Source organism: Halobacillus sp. 12SKB (assembly GCF_052941655.1).
This window is the reverse complement of sequence record NZ_JBRFWR010000001.1, coordinates 3,180,359-3,201,784: the sequence shown is the minus strand read 5'-3', so window position 1 is coordinate 3,201,784 and position 21,426 is coordinate 3,180,359. Positions and strand designations below refer to the sequence as shown.

At 43.6% G+C, this 21,426-nt stretch carries 19 protein-coding genes; all 19 read left to right on the top strand.

The window, feature by feature from the left end; all coding sequences use genetic code 11:
* The first annotated feature begins 79 nt into the window (after positions 1–79).
* Complete coding sequence (asd, locus tag ACQ4XT_RS15955) at positions 80–1,126, top strand: aspartate-semialdehyde dehydrogenase (protein WP_446854527.1); 1,047 nt, start codon at positions 80–82, stop codon at positions 1,124–1,126.
* A 25-nt stretch (positions 1,127–1,151) separates the two neighbouring features.
* Entirely contained in the window at positions 1,152–2,393 is a 1,242-nt protein-coding gene (dapG, locus tag ACQ4XT_RS15950) for an aspartate kinase (protein WP_446854526.1), read from the top strand.
* The gene (gene dapA / locus ACQ4XT_RS15945; RefSeq protein WP_446854525.1) at positions 2,390–3,262 is read left to right on the top strand and encodes a 4-hydroxy-tetrahydrodipicolinate synthase; all 873 of its coding nucleotides are present in this window, start codon (positions 2,390–2,392) and stop codon (positions 3,260–3,262) included. Before dapG ends, dapA begins: the two co-directional genes overlap by 4 nt.
* Positions 3,263–3,972: 710 nt before the next feature.
* Positions 3,973–4,692, top strand: coding sequence for a ClpP family protease (locus ACQ4XT_RS15940; RefSeq protein ID WP_446855709.1), 720 nt, complete (start codon positions 3,973–3,975; stop codon positions 4,690–4,692).
* On the top strand, positions 4,689–4,895 hold the full coding sequence (locus ACQ4XT_RS15935) for a YlzJ-like family protein (protein WP_220583206.1): 207 nt from the start codon (positions 4,689–4,691) through the stop codon (positions 4,893–4,895). The genes ACQ4XT_RS15940 and ACQ4XT_RS15935 overlap by 4 nt, the downstream gene beginning before the upstream one ends.
* 128 nt (positions 4,896–5,023) lie before the next feature.
* Entirely contained in the window at positions 5,024–7,324 is a 2,301-nt protein-coding gene (locus ACQ4XT_RS15930) for a DNA translocase FtsK (protein ID WP_446854524.1), read from the top strand.
* Positions 7,325–8,164: 840 nt separating this feature from the next.
* On the top strand, positions 8,165–8,890 hold the full coding sequence (locus tag ACQ4XT_RS15925; RefSeq protein ID WP_220583204.1) for a GntR family transcriptional regulator: 726 nt from the start codon (positions 8,165–8,167) through the stop codon (positions 8,888–8,890).
* 112 nt (positions 8,891–9,002) lie between these two features.
* Positions 9,003–10,124 (top strand): BMP family lipoprotein, encoded by a 1,122-nt coding sequence (locus ACQ4XT_RS15920; protein ID WP_446854523.1) that lies wholly within the window; start codon positions 9,003–9,005, stop codon positions 10,122–10,124.
* A gap of 128 nt (positions 10,125–10,252) precedes the next feature.
* On the top strand, positions 10,253–11,779 hold the full coding sequence (gene nupO, locus ACQ4XT_RS15915; RefSeq protein ID WP_446854522.1) for a guanosine ABC transporter ATP-binding protein NupO: 1,527 nt from the start codon (positions 10,253–10,255) through the stop codon (positions 11,777–11,779).
* Positions 11,779–12,825, top strand: coding sequence for an ABC transporter permease (locus tag ACQ4XT_RS15910; protein ID WP_446854521.1), 1,047 nt, complete (start codon positions 11,779–11,781; stop codon positions 12,823–12,825). The genes nupO and ACQ4XT_RS15910 overlap by 1 nt, the downstream gene beginning before the upstream one ends.
* Positions 12,826–13,785 carry an ABC transporter permease gene (locus ACQ4XT_RS15905; RefSeq protein WP_446854520.1) on the top strand — a complete coding sequence of 320 codons (960 nt, stop codon included), beginning with the start codon at positions 12,826–12,828 and terminating at the stop codon, positions 13,783–13,785.
* Positions 13,786–13,925: 140 nt separating this feature from the next.
* Positions 13,926–15,212 (top strand): EF-P 5-aminopentanol modification-associated protein YfmF, encoded by a 1,287-nt coding sequence (gene yfmF, locus ACQ4XT_RS15900; protein ID WP_446854519.1) that lies wholly within the window; start codon positions 13,926–13,928, stop codon positions 15,210–15,212.
* Positions 15,212–16,504, top strand: a complete 1,293-nt coding sequence (gene yfmH, locus ACQ4XT_RS15895) for an EF-P 5-aminopentanol modification-associated protein YfmH (protein WP_446854518.1) — start codon at positions 15,212–15,214, stop codon at positions 16,502–16,504. The genes yfmF and yfmH overlap by 1 nt, the downstream gene beginning before the upstream one ends.
* On the top strand, positions 16,497–17,216 hold the full coding sequence (gene ymfI, locus ACQ4XT_RS15890) for an elongation factor P 5-aminopentanone reductase (RefSeq protein WP_446854517.1): 720 nt from the start codon (positions 16,497–16,499) through the stop codon (positions 17,214–17,216). Before yfmH ends, ymfI begins: the two co-directional genes overlap by 8 nt.
* A 67-nt stretch (positions 17,217–17,283) precedes the next feature.
* Positions 17,284–17,544, top strand: a complete 261-nt coding sequence (locus ACQ4XT_RS15885) for a DUF3243 domain-containing protein (RefSeq protein ID WP_220583198.1) — start codon at positions 17,284–17,286, stop codon at positions 17,542–17,544.
* A 190-nt stretch (positions 17,545–17,734) separates the two neighbouring features.
* Positions 17,735–18,526, top strand: a complete 792-nt coding sequence (locus tag ACQ4XT_RS15880; RefSeq protein ID WP_146816339.1) for a DUF3388 domain-containing protein — start codon at positions 17,735–17,737, stop codon at positions 18,524–18,526.
* A gap of 18 nt (positions 18,527–18,544) precedes the next feature.
* A complete protein-coding gene (locus tag ACQ4XT_RS15875) occupies positions 18,545–19,462 on the top strand; it encodes a helix-turn-helix domain-containing protein (protein WP_446854516.1) in 918 nt (305 codons plus the stop codon).
* Between the two features lie 118 nt (positions 19,463–19,580).
* Positions 19,581–20,159 (top strand): CDP-diacylglycerol--glycerol-3-phosphate 3-phosphatidyltransferase, encoded by a 579-nt coding sequence (gene pgsA, locus ACQ4XT_RS15870; protein ID WP_446854515.1) that lies wholly within the window; start codon positions 19,581–19,583, stop codon positions 20,157–20,159.
* Entirely contained in the window at positions 20,156–21,394 is a 1,239-nt protein-coding gene (locus ACQ4XT_RS15865) for a competence/damage-inducible protein A (RefSeq protein WP_446854514.1), read from the top strand. Before pgsA ends, ACQ4XT_RS15865 begins: the two co-directional genes overlap by 4 nt.
* The last annotated feature ends 32 nt before the right edge of the window (positions 21,395–21,426 follow it).

The window sequence follows — 21,426 nt, the reverse complement described above, 5'->3', positions numbered from 1 at the left end:
TTGTAAATATGATAAAATAACAAAAATAGTGACATGTCTTACTATTCTTACAAATGATATACAAGAGAGGATGCCGAATATGAGTGAAACTAAAAAATATAATGTAGCCGTCGTCGGGGCGACTGGGGCCGTCGGACAAAAGATGCTGGAGACTTTGGAAGATCGGAATTTTCCTGTTGGTACCTTAAAGCTACTCTCATCCAGTCGATCTGCAGGATCGAAAATGGTGTTCAATGGTGAAGAATACACGCTGGAAGAAGCGACACCTGAAAGCTTCAAAGATATAGATATTGCTCTGTTTTCTGCTGAAGGGTCTATATCTAAGAAGCTGGCTCCGGAAGCTGTGAAGCATGGAGCGGTTGTCATCGATAACACGAGTGCTTTCCGTATGACAGAAGGTGTACCTCTTGTGGTACCTGAAGTTAACGAAGCAGATATCAAGGAACATAAAGGAATCATTGCCAATCCAAACTGTTCCACCATTCAAATGGTGGCAGCTCTTGAACCGGTTCGTAAAGCTTACGGCATGAACCGTGTCATCGTTTCAACATACCAAGCTGTTTCTGGAGCTGGAAATGACGCTGCCGAGGAACTGCGAGAACAATCTCAATCCTTTTTGAATGGCGAAGAGCTTGAGGCTAATCTCCTACCAGTAAAAGGAGATAAAAAACACTATCCGATCGCATTTAACGCGTTGCCACAAATTGATGTCTTTCAGGATAATGGTTATACATTCGAGGAAATGAAAATGATCAATGAAACGAAAAAGATCATGCATGCACCGGATCTTTCTGTTGCTGCTACTTGTGTACGCCTTCCTTTTTTCACATCTCACGCGGAGAGTGTATATATTGAAGTAGAAAAAGAAGGGATTACGGTTGAAGAAGTCAAACAGTTGATGAATGAAGCGCCTGGAATCGTTCTCGAAGATGATCCTGCTACCCAAACATACCCGACACCATTAAGTGCGGCTGAAAAGCGAGATGTTTTTGTCGGCAGAATTAGAAAAGATCTCGATGAAGAGAAAGGATTCCATTTATGGGTTGTATCAGATAACTTGTTAAAAGGTGCAGCATGGAATTCCGTGCAAATTGCAGAACGCTTAATTGCGAATGAGTGGCTGTAAACTTTTATTGAGTTGAGGTGGCCAAATGAAGCTACTTGTACAAAAGTTCGGTGGAACGTCCGTCCGGGACCAGAAGAGTCGGTCCCGGGCCATCCACCATGTTAAAAACGGCTTGAGAGAAGGATATAAAGTCGTCGTTACCGTTTCAGCTATGGGGAGAAAAGGTAGTCCATATGCAACAGACACGTTGCTTGGGTTAATTGACTTTCCGAAAACAAACGTTTCGCTAAGAGAGCAGGATTTGATGATGTCATGCGGGGAGACGATTTCTTCGATCGTTTTTGCCCATGAGTTGAACCTGGCTGGTGTAAACGCTGTATCGTTAACAGGAGCACAAGCTGGGATTATGACCAATGGAGATTTTACTAAAGCTAAAATTACTCAAGTAAACCCTGGCAGGATTTTAGAAGAACTGAAAAAACATGAAGTCGTTGTCGTTGCAGGGTTTCAAGGTCAGACCATTCAAGGAGATATGACAACGATTGGTCGCGGAGGCAGTGACACAACAGCTGCTGCTTTAGGAGCGGCTTTACAGTCAGATTATATCGATATTTTCACAGATGTAGAAGGAATCATGACCGCAGATCCACGATTGGTGCAAGAAGCGAGACCTCTGAACACCATCACGTACAATGAGATTTGCAACTTGGCATACCAAGGAGCAAAAGTCATCCACCCGAGGGCTGTAGAAATTGCCATGTATGCGAAGGTCCCCATCCGTGTACGCTCCACATACTCTGATCTTCCAGGTACGCTGGTGACAGGCACAAAAGAAGATCGAACAGGAAGAGACATTTCTGAACGAACCGTAACTGGGATCGCTCATATGGATGGCCTCTCACAAATCAAAGTCCAATCAAAAGAAGATCCTTCCAAACTACAATCCGACGTATTTAAATCCATGGCTTCCGCCAATATATCCGTAGACTTCATTAATATATCTCCGAGCGGTGTCCTTTACACCATCAACCACATGTATACAGACAAAGCGATACAAATTCTCGAGGAACTCGGTTATGAACCAGAAGTAAGAAAAGGCTGTGCAAAAGTTTCTACGGTCGGAGCTGGTATTACTGGCATTCCCGGGGTAACAGCAGAAATTGTTCAAACCCTGACTGATCGGGGTATTCAGATTCTCCAATCCGCTGATTCCCATACGACGATTTGGGTACTGGTCAAGGAAGATGATCTTATAGAAGCGGTCAACGCTCTCCATAAAACTTTCCGATTGAGCAAAGCACCTAAGAAAGGGGAACAACTCACATGAACTTCGGAAAGGTTTTAACAGCCATGGTGACTCCGTTTGATCGGCATGGTGAGATTGATTTCGATAAAACGACTGAGCTGGTCGAATATTTATTAAAAAATGGAAGCGACGGACTTGTCATTGCTGGAACGACGGGGGAATCTCCGACACTGACGGCTGATGAAAAAGTAAGCTTATGGAGTCATGTCGTGAAAACAGTCAACGGACGTGTACCTGTTATTGCAGGAACAGGGAGTAACAGCACAGAATCATCCATAAAGTTATCAAAAAGAGCGGAAGCTACAGGGGTAGATGCCATCATGCTTGTTGCCCCTTACTACAATAAACCGAATCAAGATGGACTTTATCAACATTTCAAAACCATTGCAGGATCCGTAAAGCTTCCGGTGATGATTTATAATGTTCCAGGGAGATCGGTCGTACGAATCCAACCAGAAACCATCATGGAGCTTTCTAAGATCGAAAACATTGTATCTTTAAAAGAAGCCACCGGGGACCTGGAAGGAATGGCCAAAATTCGTGCATTCACAGATGAGCACTTTTCCATTTACAGTGGAGATGATCATCTGACCCTTCCAGCATACGCTGTAGGTGCTAACGGCATTATATCGGTTTCCTCTCATGTCATAGGAAATCAGATGCAAACGATGCTCTCCCTTTTTGAAGAAGGTAAATGGAAAAAAGCAGGAGATCTCCATCGAAGGCTGTTGCCAGTGTTCAATGCGATGTTCAGCGCTCCTTCCCCAGCTCCTGTAAAAGCAGCTTTGAAAATCCATGGACTTGAAACCGGTGGAGTAAGACTCCCATTGGTTCCTTTAACAAAAGACGAAGAAGCAGTCATTGTAGACTGTTTCCAACAAATTACCTAAGCCAGGGCAGATCGCCCTGGTTTTTTATTGGACTATTATAGATAAGCTCCCTTTTCTTGAAGACTCAGTTTCGAGATGTTTCAGTGTTCGTTACGGGGGTTGAGCGTCAGGGGTGGTTGGGAAGCCACTCGCTTTCCTGCGGGGATGACGGCAAGCCTCCTCGAGCTCCGCTCTGTGGGGTCTCGCCAGCCAATCCATTCCCGCGGGAGTCTCGCAGCTTCCCAACCACCCCATTCGATGTGACAAACGACCCCTTTACCAATTTGGATTGTCTTCCACTAACCTACTGTTATAAGCATAAAGCGCCCTGTATCAAGCTTCCGGGATTCAAATACCTAGGCATGGGAGTTTTATCCTTATACTCCCATCAAGCTGAATATCTGCATCTTCTAGAAGTGGTTTCGAGACACTCATACGGCCAAGGGCGGAGGGAAACGGTGAGACTCCTGTGGGAAGTGCGTGGTAGATGAGACCCCGCAGAGCGTTAGCTCGAGGAGGCTCATCACTCGCCCACGGAAAGCGAACCTTTTCCCGGAGCCCCTAAATCCACACAAACATCTCGAAATCAAGTCTTCCACAATCCTGCCAAATACTTTAATAACGATTTCTATGAGGGATTTATGAAGAAAGTAATCATGAGCTTCATGTTGAAAGTATGTTTCACATCTTTTGAGTCATACTACGGGAAAAGAGCGAAAGGAGATCGATCCATGAAAGACGATTCCAAAGAAAAAGATCAATCCAAATCGCAATCCTCTCTCGTTGACAAAATTCAGCAGCTAGGACAAAGCAATGTCCCACAGCCGGCTGATTCCAATATCCATGTGCTGCCGATCATCGGGCAGGTGGAAGGGCATGTTCAGCTGCCATCACAAAATAAGACAACGAAGTATGAGCATTTAATCCCTCAATTGATTGCGATTGAACAAAACCCTAAAATTGAAGGCTTGGTCGTCCTGTTAAATACAGTTGGGGGGGACGTTGAGGCTGGACTTGCTATCTCTGAAATGATTTCTTCCCTTTCCAAACCGACAGTATCCATTGTATTAGGGGGTGGACACTCCATCGGTGTTCCTATTGCTGTCTCTGCGGACTATTCGTTTATTGTCGAAACGGCGACGATGACGATTCATCCGATCCGTATGACGGGTCTTGTTATTGGTGTCCCTCAGACGTTTGAATACATGGATAAAATGCAGGATCGTGTCATCAGCTTTGTAACGAGGCATTCTAATGTAGCTGAAGATAAATTCAAGGAACTCATGTTTGATAAAGGGAATCTCACCCGTGATATCGGAACGAATGTGGTCGGTCAGCAAGCCGTGGATCATGGTCTTATTGATGCTGTTGGCGGTGTGAAAGAAGCCATGTCAAAATTGAACGAGCTCATAGAGCAGAGTAAAGGTTCTGAGCAGCAGGTGGTTCAATGACCATTCTATACACACCCTTAAGTGAACATGATATTTTCCCAATGGAAGAAGAAATGTCGGTCGTGTATCATGAACATAACAATTGTCCGTTAATGTGTCGTAAATCTGCTGATGGAAAAAAGCAGATTATGCAAGTTCTGTCGACAGACCCTTCTCATTACATGGATCCAGATCTTCAACCAGGACAATGGTTGGACTCGTAACATTGTAGATGGCTATGGTATAATAGAATAAATGAGTGACTGGATGCCGGTGCTGTATTTCTTCATGAATATTGAAGGAACCATCGGCATTTTTCTCGTTTTAGTTTTACATATGGGGAGGAAAGACCATGGCTAGGAAAAGAAAAAAGAAGAAAAAGCAATCAAATATGAAAAGCCATTTGAGGTTTGAACTTATAGGGCTATTCTTCCTCTTTATTGCTGTCATTGGGAGCGGGGCTTCTGCTATCAGTGATGGAGCGGTTCCAGGAGGTTTGGAGAGGTTCTGGCAGTTCTTGTTTGGTGTATGGTACTTTATCGCCTCCTTGTTCTTTTTAATTGTTGGTGTGTATTTGATGGTAAAGAGAAAGTGGCCTGTTTTTTTACATAAACGTCTATTAGGCGTGTACACCATAGTTACGGCTTTACTCTTGTTCACACATCTTGAAACACTTTCTGCTGAGCTTGGGACTGGCGAAGGTTCGATTTTCGCTATGACCTGGGACAGAATCACAGGAATGATGAGGGGAGAACTTCCTTTTTACAGCATTGGCGGAGGGTTAACGGGTGCGATCCTTCTTTCCATCAGCTATTACCTTTTCGCGAAAGCTGGGGCAGCAATTTTGTCTTTTTTCCTATTTATTATCGGTGTGATTTTCGTCAGTGAAAAATCCATAGGTGAGCTCTTTGCTAAGCTTGGACGAAAAGTAAAGGAAATGAGCACAGAACAAGTACAAAAGATGAAGGATCAGAAAGAACAAAAAGCAGAAAAGAAAAAGCAGGCATTGGAAGAGCAGGAAGAAGACACAGTGGTTTATGAATTAAATGATACGTCTAATGATCAGGTAGAAGAGCAGAACCAAGAGCCGATCATACAAGACTTTACTGATACTGCTTATGCTTCTGAAGAAACGGATAAATCGAAAGAAAATGGTACGGTGGAGCAGCAGGATGTCGATGAAGTAAACATTGAAAAATCGATGCCAACAGCTGAGCTTGAAAACCTGGATTACCAGTTACCGAGCCTTGAGTTATTGGACGAACCAACTTCCACTCCGCAAAGTCAGGGGCGTTCTCACATTCAGGCGACCGTGAGGAAGCTTGAAAAGACGTTCCAAAGTTTTGGTGTAAAAGCGAAAGTGACAAAAGTCCATGTCGGTCCGTCGGTAACAAAATATGAAGTGTACCCAGATGTAGGGGTGAAAGTCAGTAAAATTGTAAACTTGAATGATGACCTTGCCTTAGCACTGGCGGCGAAGGATATCCGCATTGAAGCGCCTATTCCAGGAAAATCAGCGGTCGGAATCGAAGTGCCGAACCAGGAAGTATCCATGGTCTCTTTACGTGAAGTGTTGGAAACGGGCAAATCAAAACCGGATGCCAAATTAAGCTTTGCTCTGGGGAGAGACATTTCTGGTGAGGCTGTTATGTCAGAATTAAATAAAATGCCTCACTTGCTTGTCGCAGGTGCGACCGGAAGTGGTAAAAGTGTTTGTATTAACGGAATCATCACGAGTATTCTAATGAGAGCAAAGCCCCATGAAGTGAAAATGATGATGATTGATCCGAAGAAGGTTGAATTGAATGTCTATAACGGCATTCCGCACCTTTTAGCTCCGGTTGTCACAGATCCTAAGAAAGCTTCACGCGCATTGAAGAAAGTAGTATCTGAAATGGAACGAAGATACGACCTCTTTTCAGATACAGGTACAAGAAATATCGAAAGCTACAATGAATATATCAAAAAGCATAACCAGGAAAATGAAGACGAACAGCCACAGCTTCCATACATTGTTGTCCTTGTAGATGAACTTGCAGACTTAATGATGGTCGCTTCAAATGAAGTGGAAGATGCCATTACCCGCCTTGCCCAAATGGCCCGAGCTGCCGGCATCCATTTGATTATCGCTACTCAGCGTCCTTCTGTAGATGTCATCACAGGTGTCATCAAGGCAAACATTCCATCAAGAATTGCTTTTAGTGTATCTTCGCAGACCGATTCAAGAACGATCTTGGACTCTGGAGGAGCGGAAAAGCTTTTGGGAAGAGGGGACATGCTGTTTACACCAGTCGGCTCAAACAAGCCGACAAGGGTACAAGGCGCTTTCTTATCCGATGAGGAAGTAGAGAGAATCGTCAATTTCTGTGTGGAGCAGCAAAAAGCGCAGTACCAGGAAGAGATGATTCCTGAAGAGGAAAATGAAGTGAAGCAGGAAGTGGATGATGACCTCTATCCTGATGCGGTCCAAATGGTTATCGAAATGCAAAGTGCCAGTGTTTCTATGATACAAAGACGTTTCCGCGTCGGATATACGAGAGCAGCCCGTTTGATCGATGCCATGGAAGACAACGGCATCGTCGGACCTTATGAAGGAAGTAAACCACGTGCTGTTCTTGTTTCACAACAAGCAGAAGAACAACATACTTCATAAATCTTAAAAGGATCCATCCTAATCGGGTGGATCCTTTTTTGTGTGTTTCAATAAAGACATGGACGAAGCTTTCTGATTTACTTATTAAACAAGCTGGCAGGATTGTGGAAGACTCAGTTTCGAGATGTTTCGGGGTTCGTTATCTCGTTGAGCGCCAGGGGTGGCTGGGAAGCTACTCGCTTTCCTGCGGGGATGACGGCAAGCCTCCTCGTGCTTCGCACTGTGGGGTCTTGCCAGCCAATCCATTCCCGCGGGAGTCTCCCAGCTTCCCAACCACCCCTTTCGATGAAAGGGAGAAACGAACCCCTGTACAAAGTTAAATGCTCTTCCATTATCCAACTGTTAGAGGTATAAAGCGCTCTGGATCAAGCTTTTACGTGCTGGGGAGGTGTTTTATAATCCACTTCCCATAATCATACAAGCTGACCTTTTAGTAATGGTTTCGTGAATCTTATATGGAAAAGGGGCGGAGGGGAATGGGGAGACTCCTGCGGGAAAAAAGTGCAGGGTGAGACCCCACAGGACGCAGTCCGAGGAGGCTCACCGCGCTCCCGCGGAAAGCGAGCTATTCCCCGCAGCCCCATCCACTCAACAAAAGTCTCGAAACTGAGTCTTCAACAAACGGGAGCTATTCTATTATAAATGTAGTTATTTTACATTCATGGAATGCTGATCTAAATCTATCAAACGTTTTCATAGAAATGAGTCAAAATTCATAAAAATGTCCTAATTCTATTTATTTATTTATCGAATAGTGTTATATTATTGTCAAAATGTGATGTGTCGAACGTCAGAGGTCAGATCTCTAGACGATAGTTCAATAGACTTGGGGTGAAAGTGATGTCCATCAGACAAGACACTCGACATCTTTATTTACAGGTGATCGAGCAAATTAAACGAGATATTGAAAACGGTATCTTTTTAGAAAAGCAAAAGTTACCATCCGAATTCCAACTTTCCAAGTCCCTTGGTGTTTCCAGGGCGACGCTCAGGGAAGCATTGAGAATTTTAGAAGAAGAAGGTGTGGTTACCCGAAGGCATGGGGTGGGTACTTTTGTTAATCCAAAACCTCTGTTTACATCAGGAATTGAAGAATTAGATAGTGTAACAGGCATGATTGCGAAATCAGGTATGACCCCTGGGTCTCAGTACCTGTCTGCGGAGCTTATCGAACCGACAGAAGAAGATCGTAAACGATTCTCTCCACTGGAAGTACATAGTATTGCGAAGGTCGAGCGCGTCCGAACAGCCGACGAGCAGCCAGTGGTTTATTGTACAGATAAAATTCCGGAAGGTTTACTCCCGATTGATCAAATTAGAGAAGCGGATTCATTATTTAATGTTTTAGAGCGTTATACAGGGAAAACCATCGGTTATGCGGTTACCCACATTGAACCAATCGGCTTTCATGAAAGGATTTCTCCGATTCTGAATTGCGAACCCGACCAGGCTCTCTTACTTTTGAGACAAATGCATTACTCTCAGGATGATGTACCGATGTTACTTTCCTCCAATTACTTCCGGGCTGATAAGTTCAGCTTCCACGTACTAAGAAAAAGAGTGTAAGGGCTTACAAAAGTGTGACAGATTCATTTTAGGGAGGTGAGGCTGGTCATAGATACTTGAAATCTGCTGGATTTTGATTCATTTCATACTAAACAATTAGGGGGTAATCGTTTTGTTGAAAAGTCGTTTTCTTATGGTTCTAGTATTTCTATTAACTTTTGGTGTGTTCTTAGCAGCTTGTGGTTCTTCTGGAGGAGAGGAAGAAACCAGTGGAAGCAGCAGTGATGACTCTGGCAGTGAAGAATCTTCTGGAGCAGAAAACAGCGATTTTTCTGTAGCTATGGTTACAGATGTGGGCGGGGTTGATGATAAGTCATTCAACCAATCCGCTTGGGAAGGCCTGCAGGCTTTCGGTGAAGAGAATGGAATGAGCAAAGGTGAGGGAATCGATTACGCTCAATCTGAGAGTGATGCCGATTACGCAACAAACCTAAACCGCCTTGTACGCCAGGACTACAATTTGATTTATGGAATCGGATACCTTCTTCAACCGGCAATCGCTGAAGTTTCTGAGCAATATCCAGATACGAACTTCGCTCTTGTTGACTCCGTCCAAGAAGGAGATAACGTAGCTAGTATCGTGTTTAAAGAACACCAGGGGTCATTCCTTGCAGGAGTAGCTGCAGCAAACAAGACGAACACGGATAAAGTCGGCTTTATTGGTGGGGTAGATGGAAGCTTGATTAACAAGTTCGAAGCAGGATTCGTTGCAGGTGTTAAATCTGTGAACCCTGAGATTGAAGTTGAAGTAGAGTATGCAGAGAGCTTTAACGATTCCCAAAAGGGACAAGCGATCGCATCCAACATGTACTCTAAAGATATTGATGTCATTTACCATGCTTCCGGTGGTACAGGTAACGGTGTATTCGCACAAGCGAAAGACATCAAGAACAGTAACCCTGATGAAGAGGTATGGGTCATTGGTGTCGACCGTGACCAACACGAAGAAGGTCAGATCGGTGACTCCAACGTAACACTTACTTCCATGGTTAAACGTGTAGACATAGCTGTTCAAGAAGTAGCAAATCAAGCAATGAACGGAGAGTTCCCTGGAGGGGAAGTTCTTGAGTTTGGTCTTGCTGATGATGCGATCAGCATTGCTCGCACGAACGAGGAAGCGATGACAGAAGAAATCGTTTCTGCTGTTGAAGAGTGGAAAGAGAAAATCGTCAATGGCGAAGTTGAAGTGCCAAGCACACGTGAAGATCTTCAAACATTCTTAGATTCAATGTAACAACTTTCAGAAAGGGCTGGTGAGAGCCAGCCTTTTCTTCTGTCAATGAAAGTCATCAAATGAAAAGATTGTTCCGGCCCTTTTCCTTTGGTGATTTTTTAAGGTGAACGGGGGAGGGAGAGAGACGAATGGACTATGTAATTGAAATGTTGAACATTAGAAAAGAGTTCCCGGGTATTGTAGCGAATGACAATATTAATTTGCAAGTGAAGAAAGGTGAAATCCACGCTCTTCTTGGGGAGAACGGAGCGGGTAAATCTACACTGATGAACGTTCTGTTCGGCCTCTATCAGCCGGAAAGAGGAGAAATCAGGGTGCGTGGAGAGAAAGTCAACATCACAGATCCTAACGTCGCAAACGCACAGGGGATTGGAATGGTTCACCAGCACTTTATGCTCGTGGACACATTTACAGTCACTGAAAACATTGTTTTAGGAAGCGAACCGAAAAAAGCTGGAACGGTGAACTTGAAATATGCCGAAGACCAGGTGAGAGAGCTTTCAGAGAGGTACGGTTTAAATGTCGATCCAAAAGCGAAAATACGTGATATATCCGTAGGGATGCAGCAGCGTGTGGAGATATTGAAAACGCTCTATAGAGGAGCGGAAATCCTTATTTTTGACGAGCCTACAGCGGTTCTTACTCCACAGGAAATCAAAGAGCTGATTGATATTATGCAAAGCCTTGTAAAAGAAGGAAAATCCATCATTCTTATTACCCACAAGTTGAAGGAGATTATGGAGGTTTGTGACCGGTGCACGGTCATACGTAAAGGGCAGGGAATCGGGACTGTAGATGTCTCTGAAACCAATCCTACAGAGCTTGCTTCTCTGATGGTGGGGCGTGATGTCAACTTTTCTACTGAGAAAACAAAGGCTGAACCTAAGGAAACCTATCTTTCTATAAAAGATTTACGTGTGAAGGACGTCCGTGGTGTCGAGATGGTCAAAGGGCTGAATTTGGAAGTGCGTGCAGGTGAGATTGTTGGGATCGCGGGTGTAGATGGGAACGGGCAATCCGAGTTGATTGAAGCCATAACAGGCTTACGAAGAAGCGAATCCGGAACCATCCGCCTCCATGATAAGGAAATTACCAATTTAACGCCTCGTAAAGTAACGCAGTCTGGTGTTTCTCATATCCCGCAGGACCGTCATAAATTCGGTCTAGTACTCGATTTTCCCATTGGTGAGAATATGGTGCTGCAAAGTTATCATCAGAAACCTTATTCGAAAAAAGGTGTCATGAACTTTAAGAACATTTACCAAAAAGCAAAAAATCTAATTGCCGAATATGATGTCCGCACACCGGATGCTTATACACCGGCGAGGGCCCTTTCAGGAGGAAATCAGCAAAAAGCGATCATCGGTCGGGAAGTGGACAGGTCACCGGATTTGATTATAGCTGCTCAACCCACACGGGGCTTGGATGTCGGAGCCATTGAATTTATCCATAAAAAATTAATTGAAGAGAGAGACAAAGGTCGCGCCGTTCTCCTTCTGTCATTTGAACTTGATGAAATCATGAACTTGAGTGATCGGATTGCCGTTATGTTTGACGGACAGATCATTGCTGATGTTCAACCGGAAGAAACAAATGAGCAAAAGCTCGGGTTGCTGATGGCTGGTAATTCAACACAGAAAGCAGGTGAGCAGTGATGTTTTCCAATCGACTTTTCAATATATTAGTGCCGATCATTTCTGTATTGCTCGGTCTGATTTCTGGTGCCATCATTATGCTGATCTTCGGTTATAATCCGATTGCAGGCTTTGGGGCTCTATGGAATGGTGCTTTTGGTGATGCTTACTTCTTCGGAGAGACGATCAGACAGGTAACTCCTTACATTCTTTCCGGGCTTGCAGTTGCTTTTGCTCTTCGATCAGGACTGTTGAACATTGGAGTGGAAGGCCAGGTGTTTATGGGGTGGCTTGCTTCGGTGTGGATTGGTATTTCTTTTGAACTGCCAATGTTCCTTCATTTGCCTCTGGCGATATTAGCTGCGGCTATTGCAGGTGCTTTCTGGGGCTTTATTCCTGGTCTTCTTAAAGCGAAGTTAGGCGTACACGAAGTTATCGTTACAATTATGATGAACTATATTGCCTTGTATTTAAGTAATTCCATCGTTCGTAATCTATTGAGCGACGGTGCGGATCGAACAGAAAATGTTGCAGCAACGGCATCTTTACAATCGAACTGGCTTGCAGAAATGACATTTTACTCAAGGATTCACTATGGTTTTATTGTCGCTTTGCTGATGGCACTTGTTATGTGGTTCATTATAAACCGTACAACGACTGGATTTGAATTGAGGTCTGTAGGTTTCAACCAGCACGCATCTAAATATGCGGGGATGAATGTCAGTAAAAATATCATCCTGGCGATGGTCATTTCCGGTGCTTTTGCAGGTCTTGCAGGAGCGATGGAAGGTCTCGGTACTTTCGGCTTCATGTCAATTAAATCTGGATTTACGAATATTGGATTTGACGGAATTGCCGTCGCTCTTCTAGGTGCAAACACGGCTTTCGGTGTCATTCTTGCGGCCTTCCTTTTCGGTATCCTGAAGATCGGAGCTTTGAATATGCCGACAGCTGCAGGGGTCCCTACGGAGCTTGTAGAAATCATTATTGCCTTGATCATATTCTTCGTAGCCTCAAGCTACATGATTCGATGGGTCATTCTTCGGTTTAAAAAGGAGGGGAAGTAAATGGAGATTATTGAACTGATCAGCCGTATTCTCGGTGCATCTGTTGTCTTTGCCACCCCTCTTATTTTCACTGCTTTAGGGGGAGTGTTCAGTGAAAGATCCGGAGTGATTAACATTGGTCTTGAAGGCTTGATGATCATGGGGGCTTTCGTAGCGATTGTTTCAAACTTGACTTTCTATAGTGTTTTCGGCTCAGCGACTACGGTTGTATCCTTGCTCATCGCTATGGTCGTATCTGCTATATTTGCACTCGTCCATGCGGTCGCTTCAATTACTTTCAGAGCGGATCAAGTCGTGAGTGGTGTGGCTATAAACTTCCTGGCTTTAGGAATTGGGTTGTTCCTTACAAAACAATGGTATGACAAAGGACAGACGGATTTCATTGAAAGTCCGATCTATTCTTCAAATGTTCCTCTACTTAATAAGATCCCTATCCTTGGGGACATGTTTTTCACCGGTTGGTACTGGACTTCATACTTAGCAATTGCCCTAGCATTCCTTGTGTGGTTCATTATCTTCAAAACACCATTCGGGCTCCGTCTACGCTCTGTAGGTGAGCACCCTATGGCTGCAGATACAAACGGAATCAACGTTTACAAGATGAGATACATCGGGGTGATGCTCTCTGGGGCCTTTGGTGGTCTTGGTGGTGCAGTGTATGCCCTGACAGTAACTCATAACTTCTCTCACGGTACAATCGTAGGGCAAGGGTTTATTGCGCTGGCAGCGGTCATCTTTGGGAAATGGCATCCACTTGGCGCTCTCGGCGCAGCTATTTTCTTCGGATTTGCTCAAAGTTTAAGTATTGTTTCATCAGATATTGCCCTGTTAGAAAATGTCCCTTCAGTCTTTATGCTCATCGCTCCTTACGTATTGACAATCCTTGCTCTGGCAGGATTCATCGGAAGAGCGGAAGCGCCAAAATCATTGGGAGAAGCTTATGTGAAAGGCAACCGATGATCATTATTAAGTCCGGTACACATGTGCCGGACTTAATTTTTTTACTTTTTCACACATATACCTTAGCATAAGACTTAGTTAGAATGGATGAATATGGACATGTAGGTCTATAATAGAAGAGACTGATAAGGAGGATGAATATGAAAATTACTAAAGAAACGTTACTCGAAAAAGAAGGGTATCGTCTACATATTTTACCAAGCAAAAAATACAAAACCATTACGATTGTTGCAAAATTCAAAGCCCCTTTGAAAAGAGAAGGGATCACAGAGCGTGCGCTTTTGCCACATGTCCTGCAAAAAGCTACGAACAATCACCCGAATGTTCGATCTCTTCAATCTGCATTTGAAAACCTTTATGGCACCGCTCTTTCAAGTGATGGATCCAAAAAGGGAGAAAACCATGTCATTAGTTTCCGCATGGAAGTTGTTAATGAAGCATACTTGAATGACCAGGAACCGATTCTTGAAGAAGCGGTCCAACTTTTTAATGAGGTGCTCTTCGATCCGAAGACAGAAGGGGGAGGTTTCGATTCCTCTATCGTCGATCGTGAAAAACAGACCCTTGAGCAAAAAATCACCAGCATCAAAGACGACAAAATGAGTTATGCCAACATGAGACTCATGGATCACATGTGCAAAGACGAACCGTATGCGTTGCATGTGCATGGGTACCTGGAAGACCTAAAGGCAATTACATCTGAAAAGCTCTATGCTTATTATAAAGACATGATCGCAAAAGATATGCTTGACGTGTATGTAATTGGTGACATGGATCAAAAGACGATTGAGAAGCTGACAGATCAGTATTTTTCAAGAAAAGGAAGCACCAATGCAGATGACGACCAGGAATCTATCACGAAAGAAGTGAAGGAGTCAAGGGAAGTTGTCGAGAGGGAAGAAGTCAACCAGGGTAAACTTCATCTTGGTTACCGCACATATACGAAATTCGGTGATGATGACTATTATGCCTTGCAGATATTTAATGGGATTTTTGGAGGCTTCCCTAGTTCCAAGTTGTTTATGAACGTTCGTGAGAAACACAGTTTAGCCTATTATGCCGCTTCAAGGTTTGAGAGTCATAAAGGTCTTCTGCTTGTCTTCAGTGGGGTGGATCCTAAGGATTATGATCAGGCAAAATCAATCATTCTAGAGCAGATGGACGCAATGAAAAACGGTGATTTCACAGAGGAACAAGTGGAAGAGACAAAAGAACAGGTCATCCATCAACTCCAGGAAACGATGGATAATGCAAATGGAATGATCGAAGTCCTTTATCATCAAATGTTATCAGGTGCGGAAATGCCTGCGAATGAATTGATCGATAATATTCGTAAAGTTACGAAAGAACAAGTGGTCCAAATGGCTAAAAAGATCGAATTGGATACGATTTACTTTCTGACGAGTAAAGAAGGAGGGGAATCTTAATGGAAGAACTGGTCTATACTCAGTTGAACGAAACGGTATATCAGGAAACATTAGATAATGGGTTGAAGGTGTTCTTACTTTCAAAGCCTGAAATGGCCAAAACCTATGGGATCTTTACGACGAACTATGGATCCATCGACCAAACGTTTACACCGATCGGGAAAAGTGAAAAGGTGACGGTTCCAGAAGGGATTGCTCACTTCCTTGAACATAAGTTGTTTGAAAAAGAAGATCGCGACGTGTTCCAGGACTTTACAAGACTGGGTGCATCCGCCAACGCTTTTACATCATTTACAAAGACGGCGTATTTGTTTTCGGCAACGAGTCAAATTGATAAGAATGTCCAGACACTCCTTGATTTTGTTCAGGACCCTTATTTCTCAGAGGAGTCTGTGGAAAAAGAAAAAGGGATCATCGCTCAGGAAATCCGTATGTACGATGATCAGCCTGATTGGCGTTCCTTCTTCGGAACCATCCAAAGTTTATATCACGACCACCCTGTGAAGGTGGATATTGCTGGGACAGTTGACAGCATACAAAAGATCACCAAAGATGATCTTTACACTTGTTACGAGACGTTTTATCATCCTTCCAACATGGTCTTGTTCGTGGCTGGGAATATCGATCCTGAGTCTATGATGACATTGATCAGGGACAACCAAGCTAAAAAAGAATTTCCTGAGGCTCCTGAAATCAACCGTTCCTATCCTGAAGAACCGGCTTCTGCAGCCAAGAAAGAACATTCAATCACCATGCCAGTGACAACAGCAAAAGCGATGGTCGGGGTAAAGGAAAATGTTGAAGGATTAACAGGCGAGGAATTGGTACGTGGAGAACTTTTATCAGGGATGATCCTTGATTATTATTTCTCAAGAAGCGGTGTCTTTTATGAGGAGCTGTACAAAAACGACCTTATCGATGACAGTTTCCAGTTTGAAACAGAGCTCGACCGCCAATTTGGTTTCACTATTCTAGGAGGAGACTCCAGAAAGCCTGACGAAATGGCAGCTCGTATTAAGGAAATGCTGCATGAGTTAAAAGAACAGAGAATATCCGATGAAGACTTCACAAGGATGAAAAGGAAGAAAATCGGCCAATTCATGAGAGCGATGAACTCACTGGAGTTCATTGCGAATCAGTTCACTCACTACCATACCCTTGGTACAGACTTATTTGAAGTGCTGCCAATTATTGAATCCTTAACTGCGGATGATGCGGAAGAATATTTGCAACACTGGTTGAAAGAAGACGCAATTACCGTGTTCCAAATCAAACCTCAAAACAATGCTTAAAAAGTGTCTAATTATAGGAGCCAGCGGAGGGATTGGTCAGGCACTCGTACAAAGTGCTGTTGATCAAGGCTTTGCCGTTGGTCTGCACTACAATCAGAATAAAAAAAACATTGAAGAAAACAGAAAAGAAATCCCTGTTTCTCAATGGCTTGGGGCATTCGGGGCGGACCTTTCCACATTAGAAGGCATCCATTCACTCCTAGAACAAATCGAGGATGAATGGGATGCCGTGATCTTTGCTGGCGGACATATGCATAGCGGTTTATTTCAGGATATGAAAACGGAAGAAATGGACGAACTGTATTTCGTTCACGTCAAATCACTGTGGATGATTGCACGGAAGGTGCTCCCCTATATGATCCAAAAGAAAAATGGCAATATTGTGGTCATCAGTTCTATTTTTGGACTTGAGGGTGCGAGTATGGAGGTTGTCTACAGCTCTGTGAAAGGTGCACAAAACAGCTTCGTTAAGGGGCTTGCGAAAGAAGTCGCACCAAGTGGAATTAGAGTTAACAGTATTGCTCCTGGCTTGATTGCTACAAAGATGAACGCCCACCTCAATCAGGAGGAACTGGATTTCCTAGAGGATGATATCCCTCTAGGACGTTCCGGGAAGCCTGAGGAAGTGGCTCATATGGCCGGCTTTTTGTTGAGTGACAAATCAAGTTACATAACGGGACAAGTGATTCAAGTGGACGGTGGCTGGTCATAATTCTGTTGCATAAGATCCGTGTTTCCTTCTCATACTAAGCATGAAAAAATTCAGAGGAGGTTACATCATGTCTGTTCTCGATAATTTCGATTCATGGAAAGATTTCTTGGGTGATCGCTTACATCAGGCGAAAGGTCAAGGTATGCAAGAAGGAGCGGTTTCTGAGCTTGCTTACGAAATTGGTGGTTATTTAGCAAACTCCGTTGATGCGAAGAACGAGCAGGAAGCTGTCTTGCGTGATCTTTGGAATGTAGCTGATGAAAAAGAACAACACGCCATTGCCAATATGATGGTGAAGATGGTTCAAAACGAAGGAAACCAAGGTTAACCTCGTCATCAATCCGCACAGACGTCTGTGCGGATTTTCTAATGAAACCAAGCTTTTTCAATTTTTGTATGTTTATGTAGGATCGTCCTTTCCTATTTAGAAAAAATCCTTTATGATAGATAGAGAGTGAAAAATTCCATAAATCACTCGACTTTGACAAATAACGACAATTTTTCAGAGGAGTTGTATTATGGAAAAAAAAGAATGGTACTTAGAATATGAAATCCAATATAACCGCCCAGGCTTGCTTGGGGACATCTCCTCACTGCTCGGGATGATGGCGATCAACATTGTCACCATCAATGGTGTAGAAAATTCACACCGGGGAATGCTTCTTTTATGTAAAGATGAGGAACAAATCACTCGGTTGAGATCGATTCTAAATACAATGGATACAATAAAAGTGACGAAACTGCGCCGGCCAAAATTGAGAGACCGTTTGGCCGTAAGGCATGGACGATATATACATAGCGATGTGGATGATCGTAAAACATTCCGTTTTAATCGGGAGGACTTGGGATTACTTGTTGATTTTATGGCGGAGCTCTTTATGAAGGATGGCCATAAACTGATCGGGATCCGCGGGATGCCCCGAGTAGGTAAAACAGAGTCTGTCGTAGCAGCGAGTGTATGTGCAAATAAAAGGTGGTTGTTTGTCTCCAGCACGCTATTAAAGCAGACGGTACGAAACCAGTTGATCGATGAAGAATACAGCGAAGACAATCTTTACATCATTGATGGGATTGTGTCTGCTAAACGAGCGAATGAGAAGCACTGGCAGCTTGTACGTGAAATCATGCGACTTCCTGCAACGAAAGTCATTGAACACCCGGACATTTTTGTTCAGGAAACAGAATATACAATGGATGACTTTGATTATATTATCGAACTTCGGAATAACGAAGATGAAGAAATTACTTATGAACCTGTGGAAAAACAAGAGATGTCTATGAATGAAGGTTTTTCCATGTTCGATTTTTAGAAATTGGATGGTGTTAACATGGAGATTGGAGAAAGACTGAGGGAAGCCCGAGAATCGAAAGGCCTTTCTTTAGAATCGTTGCAAGAGACGACAAAAATACAAAAACGCTACCTTCAGGCGATTGAAAAGAATGAGTTTCAAGTACTGCCTGGAAAATTCTACACCCGTGCATTTATCAGAGAATATGCTTCTGCGGTCGGGTTAGACCCTGAAGTAGTTATGGAAGAACATAAAGGGGAGCTTCCGACCTTTGATGAGGAGAGTACGGTACAGTACAGCCGTGTCCAAAGGACTAAAAAGGAAGCGACCCAGAAAAGCGGCCCATCTTCTAGAGTTCTGCCGACGATTTTAACTGTGGGATTGATTATTGGCTTAATATTTGTCGTGTGGCTCGTATGGCAGAATATGAGCGGGGCAGAGGATGGCAATACTGCAACAGACAATGGTTCCAACAATGAAATCAGCGTGCCTGAGAATTCTGAAAGTGAAACTTCCGGCGACCAGGACGATGCGGAAGGTAATGAAGATGGAAGTGAATCTGAAGAATCAGCATCAGAAGACGAATCTGCGTCAGAAGAAGAAGAAACACCTGCAGAGGATGAAGAAGAGGTAGACATTCAACTGGTTCAGGAAGGGACAGGATCTCTCCCTGAGCATACTTATGATGTAAGCGGCACAACTGAACGATCCGTAACCATCGAGTTGACAGGGAGAGCCTACATGGAAGTGAAAGCGCCTAAGAATGGTGAAGACCTTGTGACAGCGAAAGAATACACCGCTGAAGATTCACCGATTTCCCTTGATTTAGGAAATAACGATGAATTGTACATTAAGACCGGGAATGCACCGGGAACTACCGTTACGATTGGCGAAAAGGAAATTCCTTACCCTAACCCTGAAGTATCTACACAGAAATTATTGTTGCAATTCAAGTAAGAAACTGAATATAATCATGACCAGGCTGCCCCAGCGGTTCATCGTAAGAGTGTAAAACCACTCTTAGTGGACGGGCAGCCTTTCATGTATTGAAATGACTGTTAGGAGAGTGAGCTTTATGAACTTACCGAATAAAATCACATTATCAAGAATTTTCCTTATTCCGATTTTTATCATCCTCATGAGTGTTCCATTTGAATGGGGAACCTTCCAAATGGAAGACCGCGAATTACCCCTCGCCCATTTAGCAGGTGCACTCCTGTTTATCTTAGCTTCTACCACGGACTGGATCGACGGGTATATTGCAAGGAAATATAACCTTGTCACCAACTTAGGGAAGTTTCTCGATCCCCTCGCTGACAAGCTTTTAGTCAGTGCTGCGCTTATCTTACTTGTGGAAATAGGCCTGGCCCCTGCATGGATTGTCATTTTGATCATCAGCCGTGAATTCGCAGTGACGGGACTTCGACTAGTAGCCGCAGGGGAAGGAAGTGTCCTTGCAGCAAGCCAAATGGGAAAACTGAAGACATGGATCCAAATCATCGCTATCTCCCTCCTGCTTTTGCATAATTGGCCATTCGCCTTCATCGGGTTCCCTTTGGGAATGATTGCCCTATACTTGGCGCTGTTGATTACCGTGTACTCTGGTTATGATTACTTCAAAAAAAATTGGCATGTAATGAGGGATTCTAAATGAGAGCAGAAATTATAGGTGTCGGTACAGAGTTACTTTTAGGTCAAATTGCGAATACAAATGCTCAGTGGATTTCAAGTCGGCTTGCGACTCTCGGACATTCCGTTTATCATCACACCGTTGTCGGGGATAATTTGAAAAGAGTGACAGATTCTTTTGCATTGGCGGAAACAAGGGCTGATCTTGTAATTGTCACTGGCGGACTCGGCCCTACCGAAGATGATTTAACCCTGGATGCCGCACAACTCGTTTTTGATGAAGAACTGGTCGAACATGAAGATTCCATGGAAAAGATCAAGAGCTATTATCAAAGAAACCAAAAGTTTATGTCAGAAAACAACCGTAAACAGGCACGTGTGTTCGAGAGTGCCTCTGTCTTTCAAAATTTAGAAGGGATGGCGCCTGGTCAACTGGTGAAACATGAAGATACCTTGTGGGTCTTCCTCCCAGGGGTCCCAAGAGAAATGAAGTATATAATGGATGAGTATATCATTCCTTATTTACAGAATAATTACCACATTGAATCCCAAATCGTTTCAGAAATGATGCGTTTTATCGGGATCGGAGAGTCTGATTTAGAAACTAAGCTCCAATCCTTGATTCGTTCTCAAACCAATCCTACTATTGCTCCTCTCGCTTCTGAGGGAGAAGTTGGTTTAAGGTTGACAGCTACAGGGGAGTCAACAGAACAGGCGAAGGAAAAAATTCTTACGCTTAAAAACGAGATCCTTGACCAAGTCGGAAAGTATTATTATGGCAGTGATGCGATTACCATTGAAGAAAAGGTCAGAGATCTCCTCAAAGAAAAAGGATTAACAATCGGTTCAGCAGAGAGCTTCACCGGCGGGAGATTTTTAGAGCGGCTCATCGCGCTTCCTGGTGCTTCAGCCGTCTGTCAAGGTGGATATACTGTCTATACTCCGGAGATGAAAGAAAGAATACTTCAGGTACCTAAATTTCTAATAAAGAAATATGGGACCATCAGTCATGAATGTGCGGAGATGATGGCTTTAAATGCTCAAGCGAACTTAGACGTCGATGTGGTTGTCAGTTTCACAGGTGTGGCAGGTCCGGATGCCAGCGAAGGACATGAACCAGGTACCGTCTTTATCGGGCTTCAAATAGGAGAGAGAAAGCCCGAAGTCCATAAATTTCACTTCGACGGAGGACGGGAACAAGTGAGAGTGAGAGCTGTGAAAAGGGCGTACGAATTAATTTTCCATCGATTAAAAAAATGATTTTCATTGCTGAAAAGGTGCAATTTTGATAA